The 1,521-nt window shown below is 39.3% G+C and carries 3 protein-coding genes; 1 reads left to right on the top strand and 2 read right to left on the bottom strand.

Annotated features, from left to right (window positions below; genetic code table 11):
• Positions 1–293: DUF4397 domain-containing protein (locus LD39_RS20360; protein ID WP_035552924.1), on the top strand; the 293-nt coding region annotated here is incomplete at its 5' end.
• Between the two features lie 70 nt (positions 294–363).
• Here the strand turns inward: LD39_RS20360 and LD39_RS20355 are convergent.
• Complete coding sequence (locus LD39_RS20355; RefSeq protein ID WP_035552921.1) at positions 364–897, bottom strand: GNAT family N-acetyltransferase; 534 nt, start codon at positions 895–897, stop codon at positions 364–366.
• Between the two features lie 138 nt (positions 898–1,035).
• The coding region (locus tag LD39_RS20350; RefSeq protein WP_231572628.1) for a DUF2231 domain-containing protein at positions 1,036–1,521 on the bottom strand (486 nt) is incomplete at its 5' end.

Raw genomic sequence — 1,521 nt, 5'->3', positions numbered from 1 at the left:
CTTCCGGAAATGCCAAGGTCCGATTCTGGCACTTATCCCCTAATGCCCCAGCTGTCGACATCGCTGTTAAAGGAGGAGAAGTCCTGTTCCGTAATGTTCCATTCGGAAAAGCCACACGCTACCTCACACTGCCGCCAACGACTGCAGATCTTGAAGTCCGTGTCGCAGGTACGAATCAGGTCGCACTGACTGTCCCTAATGTAACGTTAAATCCAAGCCAGGCATATACAGCTGTTGCTGTAGGATTAGCAGGTGCACAGCCCCCACTTGAAGCGATATTCCTTCAGCCTTAATGAAAAAATACAGGCAGACTCTTTGCCTGTATTTTTTGTTTACGACCGTAAAAGGCTTTGCTCCCTCCACTCATGGTCTAGCTTTATTGTCGAAGTTCTTTTTTAATACTGAAAATAGATTCACTTCTTGTTTTTCGATTTTGATTTTCTTCTCAAATTCCATCCCTATCCTTTCCGCCACTTTTTCAGAAGCTAGATGACCAGGCTGAATGAGTGCAATCAACCTTTGAATGTTAAGTTTTTCGTTACCATAGTTTCTTAGTGCTCTGGCTGATTCTGTTGCATAACCATTATTCCGATAGTTGCGACAAATCCAATATCCTATTTCTATTTCTTGCTTTTCTCCTATGTTCTGGGGAACTAAACCTGCGTGTCCTACTGGAGTGTTGTCTTCTTTCCTTACAAGGACTTTTAAACCAAGATCATCGTCTACTTTGTATGTATGATAGATCCAGTTTAAAAAGTCCTTCCCTCCGTCTCTGTCTTTCGGCTCCCCATCTCCTATAAATGAAACCATTTCACGGTCTGACAACATAGACATAAGAAATTCAAAATCATCATCCTTATATGGGCGAAAATACAACCGTTCAGATATAAGAGGCATGTTACCTATCCTTTCATTTTCTGGAATTAACGTGATCCAATCATAAAAAATAGAAATCTAAAGTTTTATTTAATCAATATCGTTGATCTAAGCTTGATGAAAACTTTTCCTGTTTTTGAGTTTATTTGTCAATCCTCGTCAATCGTCAGAATCGTGATAAATTTGATCTGTCGTATTTTGCTTATCAGGATACACCATTTTCCCACCATAATGTCCTGTAATGGATAATAAAATGGAACCGGCAATCGTGATGATTACAAGGATGTAAGAAAAATAATTAGGCAAGCCTTTCCACCTTTGCAATAATTTCAGTGCAAGATATCCACCGAATAAAACGAGCGTTATAAGAGCGAAGGTCTCATGAGTATGAACAATAGAATCAATGTCATTACTCTGGTTGGCTTCAGCGTATTCTTCCGCTCCTTCACCTGATAAGTACGCAAAAATCCCTGTAATAAATCCAATACTTAATAAATAAACGCTTGCTTTACCAAAAAACTCTTTCTTGAATAAGGCAACGATTTCTGTAATGGTTCCAAGTAGCAAAAGGGCAATAGGAAAATGAACGAGTAGTGGGTGCAGTGGTGTTGATAACATGAACGTCACTCCTTTTCTATTTTGTTT

This window comes from Halobacillus sp. BBL2006 (genome assembly GCF_000786645.1).
GTDB lineage: Bacteria > Bacillota > Bacilli > Bacillales > Halobacillaceae > Halobacillus.
Note: the sequence above shows the minus strand (reverse complement) of the source record. Positions and strands in the feature narration are given on the sequence as shown.

Bases quoted from the DNA above. Each gene is read 5' to 3' on its own strand.
- LD39_RS20355 (WP_035552921.1), bottom strand. From the start codon at position 897: ATGCCTCTTATATCTGAACGGTTGTATTTTCGCCCATATAAGGATGAT.